The sequence below is a fragment of the Streptococcus sp. CL6.35 genome (assembly GCF_049737915.1).
Taxonomy (GTDB): domain Bacteria; phylum Bacillota; class Bacilli; order Lactobacillales; family Streptococcaceae; genus Streptococcus.
On sequence record NZ_JBKOTU010000002.1, the window covers coordinates 117,261 to 137,096 of the forward strand.

At 38.6% G+C, this 19,836-nt stretch carries 21 protein-coding genes; 11 read left to right on the plus strand and 10 right to left on the minus strand.

Going from position 1 to position 19,836, the window contains the following annotated elements; genetic code table 11:
* Nucleotides 1-24: 24 nt before the first annotated feature.
* From ACLNCP_RS03170 to ACLNCP_RS03180, 3 genes are all read left to right on the plus strand, one after another.
* Nucleotides 25-321 carry a bacteriocin immunity protein gene (locus ACLNCP_RS03170; protein WP_261009217.1) on the plus strand — a complete coding sequence of 99 codons (297 nt, stop codon included), beginning with the start codon at nt 25-27 and terminating at the stop codon, nt 319-321.
* Between the two features lie 132 nt (nt 322-453).
* Nucleotides 454-1,440, plus strand: a complete 987-nt coding sequence (gene trhO / locus ACLNCP_RS03175) for an oxygen-dependent tRNA uridine(34) hydroxylase TrhO (protein WP_001030024.1) — start codon at nt 454-456, stop codon at nt 1,438-1,440.
* Between the two features lie 226 nt (nt 1,441-1,666).
* Nucleotides 1,667-2,527 carry a DUF4299 family protein gene (locus ACLNCP_RS03180; RefSeq protein ID WP_045612437.1) on the plus strand — a complete coding sequence of 287 codons (861 nt, stop codon included), beginning with the start codon at nt 1,667-1,669 and terminating at the stop codon, nt 2,525-2,527.
* A 223-nt stretch (nt 2,528-2,750) separates the two neighbouring features.
* On the opposite strand, the gene ACLNCP_RS03185 is transcribed toward ACLNCP_RS03180, so the two are convergent.
* The 6 genes from ACLNCP_RS03185 to ACLNCP_RS03210 form a co-directional block, all read right to left on the minus strand.
* A complete protein-coding gene (locus ACLNCP_RS03185) occupies nt 2,751-3,815 on the minus strand; it encodes a DUF6574 domain-containing protein (RefSeq protein WP_424844019.1) in 1,065 nt (354 codons plus the stop codon).
* Nucleotides 3,816-3,877: 62 nt separating this feature from the next.
* The gene (locus tag ACLNCP_RS03190) at nt 3,878-4,828 is read right to left on the minus strand and encodes a DUF4097 family beta strand repeat-containing protein (protein ID WP_424844020.1); all 951 of its coding nucleotides are present in this window, start codon (nt 4,826-4,828) and stop codon (nt 3,878-3,880) included.
* A complete protein-coding gene (locus tag ACLNCP_RS03195; RefSeq protein ID WP_024057314.1) occupies nt 4,821-5,414 on the minus strand; it encodes a DUF1700 domain-containing protein in 594 nt (197 codons plus the stop codon). Before ACLNCP_RS03195 ends, ACLNCP_RS03190 begins: the two co-directional genes overlap by 8 nt.
* Nucleotides 5,401-5,727, minus strand: a complete 327-nt coding sequence (locus tag ACLNCP_RS03200) for a PadR family transcriptional regulator (RefSeq protein WP_000273858.1) — start codon at nt 5,725-5,727, stop codon at nt 5,401-5,403. The genes ACLNCP_RS03195 and ACLNCP_RS03200 overlap by 14 nt, the downstream gene beginning before the upstream one ends.
* A 265-nt stretch (nt 5,728-5,992) precedes the next feature.
* Nucleotides 5,993-6,793 (minus strand): hypothetical protein, encoded by an 801-nt coding sequence (locus ACLNCP_RS03205; RefSeq protein WP_045612432.1) that lies wholly within the window; start codon nt 6,791-6,793, stop codon nt 5,993-5,995.
* 123 nt (nt 6,794-6,916) lie between these two features.
* Nucleotides 6,917-8,083 carry a CynX/NimT family MFS transporter gene (locus ACLNCP_RS03210; protein WP_424844021.1) on the minus strand — a complete coding sequence of 389 codons (1,167 nt, stop codon included), beginning with the start codon at nt 8,081-8,083 and terminating at the stop codon, nt 6,917-6,919.
* Between the two features lie 154 nt (nt 8,084-8,237).
* Between ACLNCP_RS03210 and ACLNCP_RS03215 the strand changes: the two genes are divergently transcribed.
* Together ACLNCP_RS03215 and ACLNCP_RS03220 are read left to right on the plus strand one after the other, a co-directional pair.
* A complete protein-coding gene (locus tag ACLNCP_RS03215; protein ID WP_261804970.1) occupies nt 8,238-9,068 on the plus strand; it encodes a glycosyltransferase in 831 nt (276 codons plus the stop codon).
* A 190-nt stretch (nt 9,069-9,258) separates the two neighbouring features.
* Nucleotides 9,259-11,109 (plus strand): polysaccharide biosynthesis protein, encoded by a 1,851-nt coding sequence (locus ACLNCP_RS03220; protein WP_001035713.1) that lies wholly within the window; start codon nt 9,259-9,261, stop codon nt 11,107-11,109.
* Between the two features lie 108 nt (nt 11,110-11,217).
* Here the strand turns inward: ACLNCP_RS03220 and ACLNCP_RS03225 are convergent, their stop codons facing one another.
* From ACLNCP_RS03225 to sdaAB, 3 genes are read right to left on the minus strand one after another with little or no spacing between them, the layout of a single operon-like run.
* Nucleotides 11,218-11,850, minus strand: a complete 633-nt coding sequence (locus tag ACLNCP_RS03225; protein WP_049543176.1) for an HAD family hydrolase — start codon at nt 11,848-11,850, stop codon at nt 11,218-11,220.
* A 21-nt stretch (nt 11,851-11,871) separates the two neighbouring features.
* Entirely contained in the window at nt 11,872-12,744 is an 873-nt protein-coding gene (gene sdaAA / locus ACLNCP_RS03230) for an L-serine ammonia-lyase, iron-sulfur-dependent, subunit alpha (protein WP_261274290.1), read from the minus strand.
* A gap of 8 nt (nt 12,745-12,752) precedes the next feature.
* Complete coding sequence (gene sdaAB, locus ACLNCP_RS03235) at nt 12,753-13,424, minus strand: L-serine ammonia-lyase, iron-sulfur-dependent subunit beta (RefSeq protein WP_000838909.1); 672 nt, start codon at nt 13,422-13,424, stop codon at nt 12,753-12,755.
* Nucleotides 13,425-13,663: 239 nt separating this feature from the next.
* On the opposite strand from sdaAB, the gene ACLNCP_RS03240 reads away from it, so the two are divergent.
* Complete coding sequence (locus ACLNCP_RS03240) at nt 13,664-14,314, plus strand: LysM peptidoglycan-binding domain-containing protein (RefSeq protein WP_261082916.1); 651 nt, start codon at nt 13,664-13,666, stop codon at nt 14,312-14,314.
* A 51-nt stretch (nt 14,315-14,365) separates the two neighbouring features.
* Here the strand turns inward: ACLNCP_RS03240 and ACLNCP_RS03245 are convergent, their stop codons facing one another.
* Nucleotides 14,366-15,229, minus strand: a complete 864-nt coding sequence (locus ACLNCP_RS03245; protein WP_261082915.1) for a helix-turn-helix domain-containing protein — start codon at nt 15,227-15,229, stop codon at nt 14,366-14,368.
* 254 nt (nt 15,230-15,483) lie between these two features.
* On the opposite strand from ACLNCP_RS03245, the gene ACLNCP_RS03250 reads away from it, so the two are divergent.
* The 5 genes from ACLNCP_RS03250 to ACLNCP_RS03270 all read left to right on the plus strand — a co-directional run bounded on the left by ACLNCP_RS03250 (nt 15,484) and on the right by ACLNCP_RS03270 (nt 19,818).
* On the plus strand, nt 15,484-16,275 hold the full coding sequence (locus ACLNCP_RS03250) for a hypothetical protein (protein WP_261099559.1): 792 nt from the start codon (nt 15,484-15,486) through the stop codon (nt 16,273-16,275).
* Nucleotides 16,262-17,068, plus strand: a complete 807-nt coding sequence (locus ACLNCP_RS03255; RefSeq protein WP_000713605.1) for a hypothetical protein — start codon at nt 16,262-16,264, stop codon at nt 17,066-17,068. Before ACLNCP_RS03250 ends, ACLNCP_RS03255 begins: the two co-directional genes overlap by 14 nt.
* Before the next feature lie 13 nt (nt 17,069-17,081).
* The gene (locus tag ACLNCP_RS03260; RefSeq protein ID WP_025171188.1) at nt 17,082-17,729 is read left to right on the plus strand and encodes an ATP-binding cassette domain-containing protein; all 648 of its coding nucleotides are present in this window, start codon (nt 17,082-17,084) and stop codon (nt 17,727-17,729) included.
* A 385-nt stretch (nt 17,730-18,114) separates the two neighbouring features.
* Nucleotides 18,115-18,702 carry a hypothetical protein gene (locus ACLNCP_RS03265; RefSeq protein ID WP_001108834.1) on the plus strand — a complete coding sequence of 196 codons (588 nt, stop codon included), beginning with the start codon at nt 18,115-18,117 and terminating at the stop codon, nt 18,700-18,702.
* 243 nt (nt 18,703-18,945) lie between these two features.
* Nucleotides 18,946-19,818: a helix-turn-helix domain-containing protein gene (locus ACLNCP_RS03270; RefSeq protein WP_049546864.1), complete on the plus strand. Its 873-nt coding sequence runs from the start codon at nt 18,946-18,948 to the stop codon at nt 19,816-19,818.
* Nucleotides 19,819-19,836: the final 18 nt, after the last annotated feature.

Consider the following 19,836-nt stretch of genomic DNA (forward strand, 5'->3'; position numbering starts at 1 on the left):
TTCAACTTAAGGAGGAAAATAAGTATGACACCATTAAAATGGTTTGCTGGAGGCAGTGAAAGACGTTGTGAAGCCATGACTATCATAAATCATCTATTGGAAGATATAAAGGATACGCCTCAACTGACTCCCTTGAAAAATCAGTTAGTGAGTTATAAAAGACGATTAAAGGACGATGGGACCTCTACCCCATTTATTTTGAGTCAAATGAATGTTGACATCTCACGTGTGTTGATTGATAACAAGCTGAGTTTGTCAGAAAATCAAGCCGATCAGATCAAAAAATTGAGAGAATTATCAGCTATTCGCTATGGCTACTGATGAAGTACAGGGATAGGACTCTTTCTATAAATTTTCAGTCAAATAAATTGCATTCGTTTTCTTAAGCAGGTATACTAGTATAGTTAGATGAAAAATTCTGAAAATTTAAGAATAGAAAAGAGAACAAATCTTATGGCAAAAGATATTCGTGTCTTACTTTACTACCTTTATACTCCAATTGAAAATGCAGAGCAATTTGCTGCAGACCACTTGGCTTTCTGTAAATCAATCGGCCTTAAAGGCCGTATCCTAGTCGCTGACGAAGGAATTAACGGAACCGTTTCAGGTGATTACGAAACAACTCAAAAATACATGGACTACGTTCACAGCCTCCCAGGCATGGAAGACCTCTGGTTCAAGATTGACGAAGAGAGTGAACAAGCCTTCAAGAAGATGTTTGTTCGTTACAAGAAAGAGATTGTCCACCTTGGTTTGGAAGACAACGACTTTGACAACGACATCAACCCACTTGAAACAACAGGTGCTTACTTGTCTCCAAAAGAGTTCAAAGAAGCCCTTCTTGACGAAGATACCGTTGTCCTTGACACACGTAACGATTATGAGTACGACCTAGGACATTTCCGTGGGGCTATCCGCCCAGATATCCGTAACTTCCGTGAGTTGCCACAATGGGTCCGTGACAATAAGGAAAAATTCATGGACAAGCGTGTCGTGGTTTACTGTACAGGTGGGGTTCGCTGTGAGAAATTCTCAGGCTGGATGGTCCGTGAAGGTTACAAAGATGTCGGCCAATTGCACGGTGGAATCGCAACTTACGGTAAAGACCCAGAAGTCCAAGGTGAGCTTTGGGATGGAAAAATGTACGTCTTTGACGAGCGTATTGCCGTAGATGTTAACCATGTCAACCCAACTATCGTAGGAAAAGACTGGTTTGATGGAACACCATGTGAACGTTATGTCAACTGTGGAAATCCATTCTGTAACCGTCGTATCTTGACATCAGAAGAAAATGAAGACAAGTACCTTCGTGGATGCTCACACGAGTGCCGTGTTCACCCACGTAACCGCTATGTTTCAGAAAATGAATTGACACAAGCTGAAGTTGTCGAGCGTCTAGCCGCTATCGGTGAAAGCTTGGATCAAGCAGCTACTGTATAAGATTAAACAGTCCTTAGGGGCTGTTTTTCTATGCTTTTTACTCAAAAATTAATACTCAATGAAAATCAAAGAGCAAACTAGGAAGCTAGCCGCAGGCTGTACTTGAGTACGGCAAGGCGAAGCTGACGCGGTTTGAATTTGATTTTCGAAGAGTATAAAGTTTGTTTTTGTATCTTTCAGAAAAATAAGGTATACTATATGTAAACGATTTCAAAGGAGTACAGTTATGACGAAAACATTTTTTATTCCAAATAAACAGAGCATTTTAGGAGAACAGGAAATTTTGACTGCCAAGTCCGTCTTGGCCTTGCTAGATGGTTTGGAGTCACATAGCTATGATGCTGTCTATCTCCGTCAGCCTCTTAATCGTCTCGAGTATATAGAGTGTGCGATAGTGGGGCAATCACAATTTCTATTTAAGGTCAGTTATGCTGATGGTCAAAAGGCTTACCGTGTCGATCTTCCTGAGCTACTCACGAAGACAGACTGGGAGATCATCAAGTCATTTTTAGATGCTCTGCTTGCTTACACAGGAACTGAGATTGAAGAACTAGATGGTTTTGATTTTGAAGCTTATTTCCAAGCAAGTATTCAAGTCCATCTGGCAGACACTGCAGCGCATTTTACGATTTGCCAAGGAATTTTTAATCCTGTTTTCTTTAGTCATGAGGATTTGAAAAGCTTTTTAGAGGAAGATGGCTTGGCTCAGTTTGAAGCGCGTGTGCGTGCGATTCAAGAGACAGATGCTTACTTTGCAAGAGTTTCCTTCTATCAGGATGGAGAAGGACAAGTTCACGGTGTTTACCATCTGGCTCAAGGAGTCAAGACAGTATTGTCGAGAGAACCATTTGTTCCTGCTGCCTATATTGAGCAATTGGTGGATAAGGAAGTGCAGTGGGAGATTGACTTGGTTCAAATTACAGGAGATGGCTCTAAACCAGAAGACTATGAAGCCATTGCCCGCCTAGACTATGCAAAATTCCTAGAGTCATTACCATCAGCATCTTACCACCAACTAGATGCCAATCAATTAGAAGTACAACCCATCCTGGGAGAAGATTTTAAAACATTAGCACAAGAAGAGTAAAGTAGAAGCAGGTCAATCGACTTGCTTTTTTGATATAGAAAAATCCTGCCATGGAAGACAGGATTGCTACTCAATGAAAATCAAAGAGCAAACTAGGAAGCTAGCCGCAGGCTGCTCAAAACACTGTTTTGAGGTTGTAGATGAAACTGACGAAGTCAGTAACCATACATACGGTAAGGCGAAGCTGACGTGGTTTGAATTTGATTTTCGAAGAGTATGAAGTTTAAAGAAAGGCCAAGATACGAAGATAATCTCCAATCAGTGCCACTTCAGCTACAAAGAAGAGGAGGATAATCACTCCGTTCACAAGGACAGACAAGAATAACTGATAAAAGGAGTCGGTTTCACTTGCTTGACTTGGTCTTGTAATGATATGGAGGCTAGCAAGTAGAATGATTCCAATGCTAATCACACACAAGAGAGCTGTAAATCGTAGGCTATCAAAGAAGGCAAAGAAACTAGCAATAGCAGTGAGGAAGATTGGAATTGCCAAGAGTTGACTATATTGTTGGAGAACCTTTTCTAGCGTCCAGTCCTTTTCTTGGTAGATAAATCGTCTCACGACGAAACTACCCAAGAGGAATGAAAAGAAGAAGAGTGTTGTTGCTACTAGGATAGAGATAATCGAAAAGAGATTCAATGAAGCAAATTGTTCAGGGAAGTGATTATGCATAGTTGCTATATGTCCATAGTAAGCATGTTTGATGTGGTAGATACTAAAGAAAAAGGAAGATGCAGAAAACAGAATGAGCAAGATAAAGGCCGTGTAGCTATGCTTACTACTTGTTTCAAGACTGCTTGTAGGAGATTTGAGAGCTTCCACTAGCCAAGACCAAAAATCAAGCACTTGCTCTTTCCATTTATCCGTAGATTTTGGAGCTTGGTCGGGAATATAAGGACTTTCTAAGGATTTACTTAGAATAAGTGGCTCTTTCGTAGTTGTTTTTTGCTGAGGAAGTGCTTCTTGACTCTCTTCAGCTATAGTGACTTTTTCTGTTTCTTTAGAAAAATCTTGCTCTTCTTCAGTAGAATCTAATGCTTTCTTTTCTTCTATTTCTGTTCTCGCTTCACTGTCTTCAGGCGTTTCAATTGTCTCTTCTTGCTGGCTTTCCAGTTCGACTTCAGCTTGAGAGACGTCCTCCTCTACTTGAGTATTTTTTTCAATTGGTGTATCGAGATTGGCTATCGTTTCTTCAGCCTTGTCTGCAACCTCTTGAGTTTGCTCTTCAGGTTTGTTCTTGCTTGTTGCTTTTACAAAATCATTACTTTCAAACCATTCTTGTTTCATGGTAGAACCTCCTTTTTAGTTAGATAAATATGCTTTTATAGTAGCAGATGTAAGCGCTTTTGTCAACGATTTCTAGAAGAAGACTCGTGTTCCTCTGCTTTGAGTAGATAGATATACTGGTCTGCCCTTGCTATGAGTTGATCTTTCACATCAGCTTTTTCTGTTTTATAAGGATTGCTTAAATGTTCATCTTTGTTTTCTTTATTTTTAAACGAATGTCTTCCTTCTCTCAGAAAATGGATAATAGAACCATGTTTTGTTGAAAGATCTAAGTTGATTCTTTGTTTTTCTTCTTCGGAAAGTAGGAGGTTTAGGTCTGTTTTCGTCACCAATTCCACCTTACCGTGTACTTGGATTTTTTCAGCGTGGAAGTGATTTTCTGTTGATTCTAGCTGACTATCTGTAAGGTCTGTATCAAAGATATTAATGATATTAGGGGTTGTGAGTTTACTGTTTTTGATACGACTTCCTTCAATTCGGAGGAGATAGCCATTATTGGTATTGATGGTCGCATTTTCAAGACTAGCATTAGTGATACTGGTTTGTCCACGATTGGCTGACACGCTGATTCCTTTTAGACTTCTTCCTTTTGGCAATTGGAGAATAACTTCATCAAAACGACGAGAGTAGCTACTTGCGATATGGAGAATCCCGCCGATTCCAGAAGAGAGAAATGGAGTTTCAGACAGTTTCTTATCAGTGAGGCTCAGCGTTTTATCGTTCTGATTTGTGATAAGATCATGGTGAGCAGAAAGAGATGGATGATAAGAAATGTGGATTTGATCATCGAAAGAGTCTGTGATGGTGAGCGCGTGTTGATGGAGAGTAATCTCTAGGTTTTCGACTTCCTTGCCAAAGGTCAACTCTTCCATCCGACTATCATAGACAGGCTCCTTGGACATGGCAAGTAGGCTCTTGATCCCGTCAGATTGGATACCTACAAAGAGCAGGATAAATCCGATAATAGTAGTCACCACACCAAAAATGAGAAATCCTCTTGTCAATTTACGCATGCTGGTCACCTCTCTTTCCTTTTTTGAGAACAAATTGCACCAGGCGAACAATGAGTAGACCGAAGAAACGAGCTACATAGGAAATACCTAGTAAGACTAGTGAAGAAGCACCGATAGCCAGTAAACCAGCACCAAAAATCAAGATAAAGGCTGATTTAGCTTGGGCTAAGACAGTGAAACTTTCAACTAAAAATAGGAATCCGCCGATGATACCAAGTATGGAAACCGCAAAGAAAGCCAAGATGACAGTCAAGGCTGCCACAAGGATTGCGAACAGGGACACGAGGATGGCGATTCCCAGAGGAATACCGATGGGGGCTGCAAGGAGAGCTAACAAGGCGATATGCAAAATTTGTCGGTTATTCTTTTGAGCGGGTGCTTCATTGATTTTTTTATCGAGAAGATTGGAGAGAACTTCGTGGGCCGCTTCTTTGGGAGTTCCCAAGCTAGCGATGAGTTCTTCTTCTCCTTCGACTCCAGCATCGTCAAAGAGTTCCCTGAAATAGTCCATGGCTTCAATTTGGTCAGCCTGAGGCAGTTTTTTGAGATAGAGTTCTAGCTGAGTCAGGTATTCAGTTCTTGTCATGGCGGATACTCCCTTCTATGATGCCATTAATGGTGTCTGTATAGAGTGCCCATTCATCTTTCAGGGTCACGAGCTGTTCTATACCACCATTTGTCAAGGAGTAGTATTTGCGCATGCGACCTTGGAACTCTCTAGAATAGGTTGTCAGAAAGCTATTGCCTTCCAATTTTTTGAGAATGGGATAGAGCGTAGATTCTTTGATGTTAGCGATAAGCTTAATGGTCTGGCTAATCTCATAACCATAAGAATCATCCTGCTCCAGTACGGCCAAGATGAGAAATTCAATCAAGGCAGAGGATGTTGGAAAGTACATGGGAAACCTCCTTTTCTAATGTGTAAGATTTTTATATATAATTTTTCTACACATACATTGTACATCTAAAAGAAAGCCCTGTCAAGGGAAATGTGTAAAATTTTTATATATAAAAAACTTCTAGCCAAAACTAGAAGTTTAAAGGAACTAACAACAGCTATTTCACAGAAATTTATATTTTAAAGATAAGCTAGAATCATGATGTATAATCTAGGATATACTTTGAAACAGATTCCTTTCCCATCTAAACCCTTATCTTCCTCATTTATTCCAAATCTTTTATCAATTTATACGTCTCCATAAAACGAAGACCTCGGGATCCCTTAGTCGCTGTGATTTCTTCATAGATATCACCCAAGGTGCAGGCAGGTGCTAAAGTCCACAGAGCATAATCTTCTAATATGACCTTACCAATCTTCTCAAATTTATCTAGTAAAAGCCCTAAATCCTTGTGATTAAACCAACAGTCAGTATCAATAGCATACTGTCTATTATTCATCTTGCAAGCAATCTCGCTATTCAAAAAATCCGTCATAGTGGGCTTATTCTTTTGTAGCAACCTTGTAAAGGCTAGGTGATATTCTATTTTTCTCGGACTTTGGTCGAGATCTGAAACAAAACCGACTCCGTATTCATTTTCAAATTGAACCACAAGCACATCTCCTACCTTAAAGTACGGCTCCCTCTTTGTTTTTGCCTTTGGAACTTTAAGAGGTTTCGGATTGACACTTTGTAGCTGAATAGCTAGTTTATCAAGTGCTTTCTGTCTTTGTTTTAATGCTTTGATGTCAATTTCAAGCCAGAACTTATCCGCTCCTTTTTCGATGATTTTGAGAGTTTTATTTTTTATGTCTTCTGGTAAATGTCCAATCTTCCACAAGGAGTAGGCAAAGGCTGTCCAATAAATCTCAGTATAAAAATCATCTATACAAAAATTATTTTCATCATTTAAAATATCTTCGATTATCTTAGCAATATTTTCGCCGTTTTTATATCTTCCCACTATGGTGTTATAAATATCGTAAGCATCATCGCTGTCTATAATCTTTACTCCGTCTATTGCCATGGCAACCTCCTGATTATTCTCGGGTAGTTATTTTACAAAGGGCGAAATTCTCCAGTTCATCACTATCACCGATATAATTGTTTCAACATTTATTGTTTATATCTGAGAAGTATTTTAGCAAAATTAAAGGATTTTATCAGCTCTGTCCACTGTAAAGAGGGCCACAGTCATCAGGATATCGACGAGTAAGAGGGCAGCTACAGCTGGTACCCAAGAGTGGAAAAGGTCAAAACTGTAACCAAAGAGGGTTGGCCCAAAGGCTGCCAGGATATAGCCTCCTGTTTGAGATAGGCCGGACAATTGGGCTGTCTTTTCAGGGGCGCTTGTCTTGAGTGAAAAGTTGACCATGAGATAAGGGAAGAGGGCGCTGGTTGCGGTTCCGATGAGGATATGGATGGCAAGCCAGTAAAAGAAATTACCGACTGGGAAAAAGAGCATGGAAATACCGACTACACCAGCTAGTGAGACCAAAGTGAGCATGAGCTGACGGTTGCGAGTAGATAGGCTGGTTGTCAGGCTTGGGATGGTCATTGAAAAAGGAATGCTAATCAGAGAGAAGATAGACGTAAGCAAGCCAGCTTCGTGACTGGATAGGCCTGCATGGATAGCCATGGTCGGTAACCAAGTCATAGCAGTGTAAAAGAGCAGGGATTGAAAACCTGCAAAGACAATCACTGCCCAGACCTGTTTATTACGCATAACCTTTGTTTGGCTTTTTTGTTTGGTTTGTGGAGCTAGTCTGTGATTATAGCGGTGATTTGGGAGCCAGACCAAAAAAGTTGCTAGACAGAGCAAGGTGAGGAGGATGATAAGTCCTTTCCAAGAACTGGCTTGTGTAATGGGCACAGCTAGATAGGAAGCCAGAGCCGTCGCAATCCCCATCGAAGTCACATATAAGGTTGTGAGGAAACCAATTTTTTTAGGTTGATTTGCTTGGATAAGGCTAGGAAGTAGAACATTGATGACAGCGATACTGGCTCCGACCATCAAAGTTCCCATATATAAAAGAGGCAGGTTGAAGAGGCGAATCAGAGAGCCTATTGTTAAAAAAAAGAGGCTATAGGTGAAGAGATGTTCTAAGCCAATTTTCTGAGCCATTCGAGTAGAAAATAGTGAGAAGAGGGTAAACATGAGGAGAGGAAGGCTGGTCAAAACACCAAGTGAACTGACTTCTACTCCCAGACCTTGCGAAATATCCCCCAAAATAATGGGTAAAACAGTAAAAGGAGTCCGCAAGGAAACACCAATCAGGATAATACCTGGAACAAAAAAGAGTGATTGCTTTTTCATATAATACCTCTTCTAACTGATTTTAATAACAGCTTATTTTAAGGCTTTTTCACTATAATGTCAAGTAAGGTTTCTGGCTTTCAAGATAAAAATGGGAAAGTCTTGAAAATTATGATAAAATAGTGGAAGGAAATCTATACATTGGAGAAAAACTGTGTCTGAAAAGCAAAAAATCAGCGTATTGATGTCGGTCTATATCAAGGAAAATCCGACATTTTTAAAGGATGCTATTGATAGTGTTCAAAATCAGACCCTGAAACCGAGCGAATTGGTTCTGGTTGAGGATGGGCCTTTGACACCTGAGCTCTATCAGGTATTAGACCAGCTTGAAGTTGAGTCTGATATTCCAGTGAAACGCTATCCTCTTGAGCAGAATCAAGGTTTGGGTCTGGCTCTTCGACAGGGTGTTTTGCAGTGTCAGTATGATATTATTGCCCGTATGGATACGGATGATATAGCTGTTCCAGACCGTTTTGAGAAACAGGTTCAGCTAATGGAGAAGGACAAGCTCGACCTATTAGGTGGACATATTGCAGAATTTATTGACAATCCTGATGAGATCGTTTCTTACCGTCGTGTTCCAACCCAGCATGCAGATATTGTAGCTTATCAAAGGATGAGAAGTGCCTTTAACCACATGACTGTCATGTTCAAGAAGGATACGGTTCTCAAGGCAGGCAACTATGAGGATGGCCTTTATATGGAGGATGACCTCCTCTGGCTCAACATGATTGCTGCAGGAGCTAAGACTGGAAATCTGGATCAAATCTTGTGTAAGGTTCGTGTTGGAGCAGGAATGTTTGAGCGTCGTGGGGGACTGCGTTACCTCAAACTCTATCGTCAAGCTCGTCAACGCATGCTGAAGCGAGGACAAATTTCTTACATGGAGTATGCCAAGAGTGTTGCCATTCAGATGGTGGTTGCCCTTTGTCCAGGATTTGTCCGACAGTTTATTTTTATGAAACTGTTACGAAAAAGCAAGTAAAAGATTGTAGCAAATCGTAAACTTTAGAAAAAGTGTTATAATAACAATATAATACTCTTCGAAAATCTCTTCAAACCGCGTCAACGTCGCCTTGCCGTACTCAAGTACAGCCTGCGGCTAGTTTCCTAGTTTGCTCTTTGATTTTCATTGAGTATAATCATCCAGCTCTTTTAAGGAGGAGTAAATTTCTATGAATAAAAAACTCACAGATTATGTGATTGATCTGGTGGAAATTTTAAATAAACAACAAAAACAGGTTTTCTGGGGAATATTTGATATTTTGAGTATGGTGGTTTCCATTATTGTATCTTATATCTTATTCTATGGCTTGATTAATCCAGCACCTGTTGACTACATTATCTATACGAGTTTGGCCTTCCTGTTCTATCAATTGATGATTGGATTTTGGGGGCTGAACGCTAGTATTAGTCGTTACAGCAAGATTACGGATTTCATGAAAATCTTTTTTGGTGTGACTGCTAGCAGTATCTTGTCATATAGTATCTGCTATGCCTTCTTGCCACTTTTTTCAATCCGTTTCATCATTCTCTTTATCTTGTTGAGTACTTTCTTGATTTTATTGCCACGGATTACTTGGCAGTTAATCTACTCTAAACGCAAAAAGGGAAGTGGTGATGGAGAACACCGTCGGACCTTCTTGATTGGTGCCGGTGATGGTGGAGCCCTCTTTATGGATAGTTACCAACATCCAACTAGTGAATTAGAACTTGTCGGTATTTTGGACAAGGATTCTAAGAAAAAGGGCCAAAAACTTGGTGGAATCCCTGTTTTGGGTTCATATGATGATCTGCCTGAATTAGCCAAACGCCATCAAATCGAGCGTGTTATCGTTGCGATTCCGTCGCTTGACCCGTCAGAATATGAACGTATCTTGCAGATGTGTAATAAGCTGGGTGTCAAGTGTTACAAGATGCCTAAGGTTGAAACGGTTGTTCAAGGACTTCACCAAGCAGGTACTGGCTTCCAAAAAATTGATATTACGGACCTTTTGGGACGTCAGGAAATTCGTCTTGACGAATCGCGTCTGGGCGCAGAACTGACAGGTAAGACAATCTTAGTCACAGGTGCTGGTGGCTCAATCGGTTCTGAAATCTGTCGCCAAGTTAGTCGCTTCAATCCTGAACGCATCGTCTTGCTCGGTCATGGGGAAAACTCAATCTACCTTGTTTATCATGAATTGATTCGCAAGTTCCAAGGGATTGATTATGTACCGGTTATTGCCGATATTCAAGACTATGACCGTTTGTTGCAAGTCTTTGAACAGTACAAGCCAGCTATTGTTTATCATGCGGCTGCCCACAAGCACGTTCCTATGATGGAGCGCAATCCAAAAGAAGCCTTCAAAAACAATATCCGTGGAACTTACAACGTTGCTAAGGCTGTTGATGAAGCTAAAGTACCTAAGATGGTTATGATTTCGACAGATAAGGCGGTTAATCCACCAAATGTTATGGGAGCAACCAAGCGCGTGGCTGAGTTGATTGTCACTGGCTTTAACCAACGTAGCCAATCAACCTACTGTGCAGTTCGTTTTGGGAATGTTCTTGGTAGCCGTGGTAGTGTCATTCCAGTCTTTGAACGTCAAATTGCTGAAGGCGGGCCTGTAACGGTCACAGACTTCCGCATGACCCGTTACTTTATGACTATTCCAGAAGCTAGCCGTTTGGTTATTCACGCTGGTGCTTATGCCAAGGATGGAGAAGTCTTTATCCTTGATATGGGCAAACCAGTCAAGATTTATGACTTGGCCAAGAAAATGGTGCTTCTAAGTGGCCACACCGAAAGCGAAATTCCAATTGTTGAAGTTGGAATCCGTCCAGGCGAAAAACTTTACGAAGAACTCTTGGTATCGACCGAACTTGTTGATAATCAGGTTATGGATAAGATTTTCGTTGGTAAGGTTAATGTCATGCCTCTAGAAGCCATCGATCAAAAGATTGAAGAGTTCCGCACTCTTAGTGGAGATGAATTGAAGCAAGCCATTATCGCTTTTGCAAATCAAACCACCCACGTTGAATAAAAAAGAAAAACGCATATTATCAGTTCTGAAGAATCTTGGTAATATGCGTTTTGTTATGTAGAAACTTGCTCCATTTTCTTCTGAGATGGGGTTGTCGCCCAGTCTATGTTATTGAAAATAGGCCAAAACTTCTATGGGTTTGTGAGCGATATAATCAGGCTGATAGTTTAGCAAATCTGCTTGCTCCCCAAATCCCCAAGTGACGGCTAATTTCTGAATGCCTGTTTCTTGAGCACCCAGCATATCAAACTTGGTATCTCCGATGATGATAGCTTGTTCTGGGGCTAGTTGATGTGTCTGCAAGGTTTGGCGAATGACATCTGCCTTATGGTGTGCTTCAGGGCTGGAACCATAAATGCCATCAAAGAAATGATAGATTCCCAAGTTTTTAGTCATGTCTTGAGCGGTTGGAGTATTCTTTGTAGTGGTGATATAAAGAGGGTAATTGCTCGATAACTTCTCAAGCAAGTCTACGACCTGAGGAAAGAGTTGAGCTTCATGGATGCCTTTTGCCTTATAGTAAGAACGGTATATCTGGACAGCCTCAGAAATTTGGTCTTTGGGAAGGCAGGTCGCAAAACTACTTTCGAGGGGCGGTCCCATAAAACTACGAATGGTTTTGGCATCAGGGCTAGGCACCCCTAGCTCTTTAAAGGTATGGGTAAAGGCATTGTGAATCCCGATAGAACTGTCAACGAGGGTTCCATCTAGATCGAAAAAGATAGCTGTGATAGAGGTCATGGTTTCTCCTATTTGATAAGCTTATTCTCCGAAAATTTCTTTTTGGAGGCGACGACCAGTAGGGGTGGCAGCGAGTCCACCTTCAGCTGTTTCACGAAAGGCAGTTGGCATGCTTGCTCCCACTTGGTACATGGCATCGATAACTTCATCCACAGGGATTTTAGATTCGATACCTGCCAGAGCCATGTCTGCTGCGATGAAGGCAAAGCTAGCTCCCATAGCATTGCGCTTGACGCAGGGAACTTCGACCAAGCCTGCCACAGGGTCACAGATGAGGCCTAGCATATTTTTAATGACAAAGGCAATGGCCTGACTGGCCTGATAAGGTGTTCCACCGGCAGCTAGAGTCAAGGCTGCAGCACTCATAGCAGAGGCCGAACCAACCTCGGCCTGACAGCCACCTTCAGCACCTGAGATAGAGGCATTGTTTGCGATGACTAGTCCAAAGGCACCGGCAGCAAAGAGGAAATCCAGCTGTTGCTCGTGGCTGAGGTCTAATTTTTCAATAGTAGCTGTTAGAACTGAGGGCAGACAGCCAGCACTTCCTGCGGTCGGAGTGGCACAAACCAAGCCCATTTTGGCATTGTGTTCATTGACTGCAATGGCATTTCGGGCAGCAGAGAGAATTGTGTAATCTGACAGAGTTTTTCCGTTTTTGATGTAGTGATCCAATTTGGCAGCATCTCCACCTGTCAGACCACTACGAGATTTATTTTCATTGAGGCCAAGTTGGACAGAGGCTTTCATGACTTCCAGATTGCGTTCCATGAGAAGGAAGACTTCTTCACGTTCGCGACCGGTCAATTCAAACTCTGTGGTAATCATGAGTTCTGCGACATTTCCTTGAAAGTCCAGATCTGCTTGCTCGACCAATTCTTTGATAGAATAAAACATGTTTCCTCCTATTTAAAGAAATTGACATTGTGGAGATGAGGGATTTTTCGAATTTCTTCGATGGCCTCATCACAGTTGCGACTGTCAACTTCGATAATCATAATGGCTTTTTCACCAGCTTTTTCACGAGTAACATTCATCTGGGCGATATTGATATCATAGCGGGAAAGTGCCTCTGTTACGAGGGCAATCATACCTGGAATATCTTGATGAACAATGATGATAGTCGGTGTATTCATATTGAGAGAGACGGCAAAGCCATTGAGTTCGGTTACCTGAATATTTCCTCCACCGATAGAAATACCAGTCACACTGATGGTCTTGTGAGCATTTTTGACGGTAATTTTAGTGGTGTTTGGATGAGGAGCATTACTGTCTTTCTGAATGGTCCAGACAATCTTGATGCCACGCTTGTGGGCAATTTCCAGGCTGTTTGGGATTTCAGGATCATCTGTATCCATGCCCAAAATACCTGCAACAAGGGCTAGGTCTGTTCCGTGACCACGATAGGTTTTGGCAAATGAGTTAAATAGTTGGAATTCGACTTCTGTCGGAGTATCATCAAAAATGGAAGAGACAATCTTCCCAATACGAACAGCACCAGCTGTATGGCTACTAGATGGGCCAATCATAACTGGTCCGATGATATCAAAGACAGATTGAAAACGAAGTGATTTCATCAGTTTCCCCTTATAAAAATTCTTATCTCTATTATATCAAAGAATGAAGGTCTTGGCTTTAATTGTGGATGAAAACCTTTTTACACTACAAATAGCATAAAAAAGCATCTTTTGTAACAAAAAATGGCTTATTTAGAGAAATAAAAAATAATTTTGTAATATTTCTACATAAAAGTGTCAAGAAACGGTAATATTTAAAGGGTATGATAGAACTATAGAAAGAAGGAGAATTTTCAAATATGAAATCAACAACTAAAAAGATTAAAACAACTCTTGCAGGAGTAGCTGCCTTGTTTGCAGTATTTGCTCCATCATTTGTATCTGCTCAAGAATCATCAACTTACACTGTTAAAGAAGGTGATACACTTTCAGAAATCGCTGAAACTCACAACACAACTGTTGAGAAATTGGCAGAAAACAACCACATCGACAATATTCATTTGATTTATGTTGGTCAAGAGTTGGTTATCGATGGCCCTGTAGCGCCTGTTGCAACACCAGCGCCAACTACTTATGCAGCACCAGCTGCTCAAGATGAAACTGTTTCAGCTCCAGTAGCAGAAACTACAGAAGTAGTAGAAGAAACAGCACCAGTTGCAAGCGCTCCAGTAGCAGAAGAAACGGTTGCTGCAGCAGAAACTTCAGCACCAGCTGCAACTGTAAGCGGATCTGAAGCAGAAGCTAAAGAATGGATTGCACAAAAAGAATCAGGTGGTAGCTATACAGCTACAAACGGCCAATACATTGGACGTTACCAATTGACAGATTCATACTTGAACGGTGACTACTCAGCTGAAAACCAAGAGCGTGTAGCAGATGCTTACGTTGCAGGACGTTACGGTTCATGGTCAGCCGCTAAAAACTTCTGGCTTAACAACGGCTGGTATTAAGAAATAACGAACAGAATAATATGAAAAGGTCGAGGAAATCCCTCGACTTTTTTATATTTCTTTAGGTTGATAATAGGTCTCCACTTCTTTTTTGAGGTAGGCCAGCATAGAAGTTTCCTCGGTCAGTTCCAGAAGGGAGAATCCTTTTTGGATAAGCTTAGAATCATCCCTACAAATCCCGATACGGACATAACAGATAGCAAGCATATCGTAGCTTTTCTTGTTCTTGGCATCCTCTAGTAAAGTATAGCAGATTTGTTGACACATGTTTTTGTCTTGATGGTATAAGTAAATGGTGGAAAGATTGAGTAGGATTGTCATTCGCAAGTCATGTAAATGTTGATAGTTTTTATAGACTTCTAAGCGTTGCAAGATTTTTTCAGTGATGAGATGGAGGTGTTCAATAGGAAAGCTGAAAAGGATGGTATTGAGGATTTTTAGGTCGCTTTCATACCATGTATCTTGTTTTTCAATTTTTTCCCAAAGTTTTTTGACAGTTTGTTTCACTTGGTCTGACAGTTGCTCTGTACCATGTTGACGGATATGAATGACAACTTCAAGCATATCCCTGATTTCTTCTATAGGCAGGTCGTGATGGGTCTTGAGATAGTTTTGGCATGTTTCAAAAAAATGAACTAGACCACTGCCACCAATGATGGAATTCATATTGAGATAAATTTGCATGATTTCTGTCCGTTGGCTCGGCTGATAGATATGGCAGATGTAGTCAAACTCTTCAAAACTCATATTAATCTGTCGGAGAAGAAATTCCATGTTTTCATATTTGGGAGTTACCTTGCCACTTTCAATCTTTGATAGACTAGTTCTTGAAAGGACATCTCCGCAGACCTCTTCTTGGGTTAAGCCTTTTGACTCACGTATTTCTTTATAGACCTTTCCGAAATCATAACGCATGATTTTCTCCTTTTCGTGAAAAAAGTTAACAAACAATAAAATCCTATTAAAAATATTGTATCATAGTAATATAAAAAGTAAAGATGCAGAAGGATCTAATCTTAGATTGGGTGGATGGACAGGGTTCGCAACATATGTTAAAGTTCAAACCAGCGGTTCATGGAGTTCTGATGAGTATTAAGAGCTAGAATATAGGTTTGTATATTTGGGGGTGAGAATGTTCGCTCATCCCATTTGTTTTATAGGAGAGAAGTATGGATTACAAGGTCAGTATTTTTTTAAAAGGGATGAAAAATAAGCAATTCTTTTTAGCAATATTAATTATTTTAACTTCTATGATATTTTCTGTAAGTGCATTTATTGAAGAGGGGACGGAGTATTTTTTTAATCATGATTATATTGTGGCATTTTTACAAGGTTATAATGGTGATAGGTCGTTGTTAATAGTTTTGGCACCTCTTATTGCAACAATTCCTTTTGCGTCACAGCATATCGAAAATAGAAAAAGTGGAACAATGAAATATATTGTATCAAGGATGGGATATAGACAGTATTTTAATTCTATTTTTATAATCAATGGATTCATATCATTTACAACATTTATTTTTGGAATGTTATTATTCTTGATAATGTCAATTTTATTTTTTAATAGAAGTATAAATATGGATGCTTATTATGCAATAACAAAAGTTTCTATTTATGAATCAGCAGCGAGGACATCTCCGTTATTTTATGTAGGAATAATCATTTTACATTGTTCCTTTGTTGGCGTTGCATATAGTAGTGTTGGATTGGCGATGTCATATTTTATTAAGAGCAAATTTGTTGCATGGTTATCCCCATTTATTTTAACAACAATAGGATCATTGTTTGCTATGTTTCTAGATCTTACTAAAATTGAACCAATGGCAATTTTTGATGTTTCAAGAGTAAAAGGAATAAGCGTAATATTTGTTTTTGTATACTTAATCCTTATAGTAGTAATATCATATTGGATGTCGTATAAAAAATTTAAAAGGGATATAGAAACTGATGAAGAAATTTAAAGAATTAAAAAATAAAGAAGATTTTTATATAGGTTTTATATATTTATTAGTGGCTTTTGCTATATTAGCAAATTTTAGTCAGCTGATAGTATTGAAATATAAATTTGGGAATTTTCATTTTGGTGAGCTGATCCTTATTATGTTTAATGATTCCTATACTGGATATTTCACATTTCCGTTTTTATTAGCTTTCATAATGATGCTACAAAGCCCAGTTGAACAAAATATATTTTTTGTACTAAGTAGGTATTCAAGTAGAAATGATTTTTATAGAAATAAGCATTTCAAAATTTTGAAAAGTGTGATTTATTATGTGGTCAGTATTTGTATATTTTCCACCATAGTAGGAATAGGAGATTCTAACTTTGGCATTGGCATTTCAACAGCCACAAAAAAATTTTCAGAAACGTATTTATTTGGAAATTTTGAAACGAATATAGTAATTTATGAGATAGGAAAGATAATAATTTTACAAGGATTGTTGCTATATTTCTTTTCCCTGCTCCATGCACTTTTAACACAGTTTAGAATATCACAATCGTTAGTATTTGTTATCTATACGGGCACTTTGATTGTAATGTCGGGTTCAGCATTGGGCTTTTTAGGAGAACATCTGAGACCATTTTCATTGTTTTCTATTTCTGGTTCAGTATATGGTTACGGTATAAATTTCATTGGTAGATGTGGGATATTGGTATTTGTTGATGCAATGTTGCTTCTATTAAATTTTAAAATATTTGAAAATAAAGATGTTACATTACCTAAAGGAAGTAAGCAGTATCAAAATGAGTAAGGAGTTGAAACGTATGGATTGTATAAAAGTAGATCATCTTTCAAAAATATTTGGGAAAAAGTGTGTTATAGATGATGTTAGTTATGTTTTTGAATCAGGTAAAATATATGGAATTATAGGAACCAATGGATGCGGGAAAAGTGTATTATTTAAAATGCTTTCAGGATTAATGAAACCTACTATTGGTAAGATTACAGTTGGGAGTGTAATTGTTGGGGAAAATGGTTCTATGCCACTTGATGTAGGGTTACTTATTGAACATCCGGGATTTTTGCCTAGTCTAACTGCATTAGAGAATTTAGAGCAATTAGCTGCAATCAAAAATAAAATTACTAAGAAAGAGATTGAGGAAGTATTGAATAAGGTAGGTTTATATCAGGATAAAGATGTAAAAGTAAAAAATTATTCATTAGGCATGTTACAAAGATTAGGGATTGCCCAAGCATTGATGGAAAATCCTAAGATTTTACTCCTAGATGAACCATTTAATAGTATGGACTATGAAGGTGTAGAAGAACTTAGAAAAATAATTAAGAGTTATGCTCGAAAGAATCATATTACTATGTTGGTCACATCTCACAATAAAGAGGATATTGAAGTATTATCTGATATTGTTCTTGAATTGAAAAACGGTAAATTAGTTAAGAAATCTAACTTTTAGTAATGGTAGGTGGCTAACTTTATTATAGACCTTTCCCGAAATCATAACGCATGATTGACTCCTTTTCGTGAAAAAAGTTAACAAATAATAAAATCCTATTAAAAATATTGTATCATAGTAATATAAAAAGTAGAAAATAAAACTAAAATAAGTTTGTGGAAAAGCTTGGTGTAATTTTAAAATGGGCTTAATAGTACTATGATGTAGCTAGAAAAGGGGTGGAAAAATGTTTAAAAATAAGGAGCTTTTTCGAGTAGTCATGATATTTGTGATAGGAACTATCCTCATTTTAATGACACCAGTCTTATTTAAAGTTGTTATGGAACTATTTTCAAAATAGATAGGCCTCTGTTTTAGGCAGAGGCGTGAATCAGGAGGTTAAGTGATGAACTACAATGTAAAATATCTCTTATCAGGAATATTTATTATAGTCTTTATAGGTTTTCTAGTCTGGATGCGTTATTTTAATCAGAAGAAGGAAGAAGAGCATTCGGATGTGTCTTTTGAAGCGAGATTAGACAGTGAGGTTAAGACATTATATAAACAACTAGGATTGGGTGAGGAGCCTCATTATTTCTTAGCCTATCGCTACCTACATCCCTGGTTTAATTTGGCGATTTTACCACCAACAGTTGAAATTTTCTTAACTAAAATAGCGCTGGTGATGGTGACTCCAGATGAACTACTGATAAGAAATCTTGGGAATGGGATGACTTTCACAAGTGAGCACCATCGTGATTTGCGACAAGGACTTATCCGCATTCCAAAATCAGAGATGAAAGAATTTGAGATTCGCAACTGGAAAAGAGTTTTTATATTTGGCGATTTTTTGACAATTAAAACAAGCCAACATAGCTATTATTTACAGGTTAGAGATGATGGACTTCAAAAAGGAAGTCTTTCTACCAAACATTTCTCAGACTTGAAACGACAAGATTTTCTCGGATTATTGACAGATAAAAGGACATTCTGATAGACAATTAACCAAAAAACGAATCTTAGGACGTTCAACAATTCAAAAACCACACAGTATTTCTTTCAGCTTGATTGTACTCAAGACTGAAATCACTATGTGATTTTATTTGGAAGCTAGTTTTTCCCAGCCTCTTTTTGCTTACATGTAGGGAAATCTGTTCACTCTTTGTAGCCAATTTGATATAATCTTATCAAAAAAGTAGTATAATGTTTTTATAGAATATAAATAGTGGTGGATAGCATGCATGCATTATTAGCAACAAGATTAAAAAATAAGCGAAAAGAGCTGGGTTGGTCGCAAAAAGAATTGGCAGAAGGAATTTGCCAACAAACTCAGATAAGTCGCATGGAACAAGGCAAATATATGCCAGGAGCAGATTTGTTATATAAATTATCTGAAAAAATGGGCTTAAATATGGACTATTTCTTTTCAGGAGAAATTTCGAAAGAGTTTCTAGGCTTGTCTGCTTTCAAGAGATTGTCTAAAACATTATTGGAAAATCAAGATTACGCCTCTTTGAAATATGCTTTTGAGGGAGAAAGAAAGCAGCAGACTTCTTTATCTTTTGATGAAAAGATTTATCTGGACTGGATAGATGCTATTCTAACCTATCAATGTGAACATCAATTAAAACTAGCTATTTCAAAAATAGAGGACATCCTCAGTAGGATTAGTATTGATAAAGTGGACTACTTATATATTTTGAATACCCTGCTGATTTTCTTAGGCTATGATGAGGATAAGGAGAAATTTGAGCAACTATATGATCAGGTTTCCGTAGCCCTTTCAAAAATCGATACCAGTGTGCGTGAGCAAATTGAGTTGTATATCAAAATAAAATACAATTATTGTTACCACCTTTGGAAACAGGAGGAGATGGATAAGTCCAGAGCGCTATTATTGGAGATAATTGAATTTTGTAACAAATATCATAGTAGCTTTAGGTTAGCAGATTTATATTGTTTGTTGGGAAATGTAACAGAAAATCTTGATATCTCTGTTGCTAAGGACTATTATATGAAAGCTAAGGTGCTTTATCTAATTGAAAATAATGAAGTCATGGCACTCAAGGTAGAACAATATCTAATGGATAAGAAGTCAGAGAATGTATAAGGCTGGGAAAAAAGTCTT